The organism is Psychrobacter sp. DAB_AL32B (genome assembly GCF_002224105.1).
In the GTDB taxonomy this organism is placed as follows: domain Bacteria; phylum Pseudomonadota; class Gammaproteobacteria; order Pseudomonadales; family Moraxellaceae; genus Psychrobacter.
The window spans coordinates 1-243 of the sequence record NZ_NEXU01000208.1 but is presented as its reverse complement, the minus strand read 5'-3'; the positions used below and the strand labels follow the sequence as shown (position 1 = coordinate 243).

The window sequence follows — 243 nt, the reverse complement described above, 5'->3', positions numbered from 1 at the left end:
AAAAATGAAAAGAATGATAAGTCTGACAAGAAGGAATAGGCTGAAAAGAAGGAAAAGTCTGACAAGAAGGATAAGTCTGACAAGAAGGACAAGTCTGATAAGAAGGACAAGTCTGATAAGAAGGACAAGTCTGATAAGAAGGACAAGTCTGATAAGAAAGATAAGTCTGATAAGAAAGATAAGTCTGATAAGAAAGATAAGTCTGATAAGAAAGATAAGTCTGATAAGAAAGATAAGTCTGAT

Annotated in this window: 1 protein-coding gene; it reads right to left on the bottom strand. The window is 33.3% G+C overall.

Annotated features, from left to right (window positions below; all coding sequences use genetic code 11):
* The coding region (locus tag CAN34_RS14405) for a hypothetical protein (protein WP_217320646.1) at positions 1-243 on the bottom strand (243 nt) is incomplete at both ends.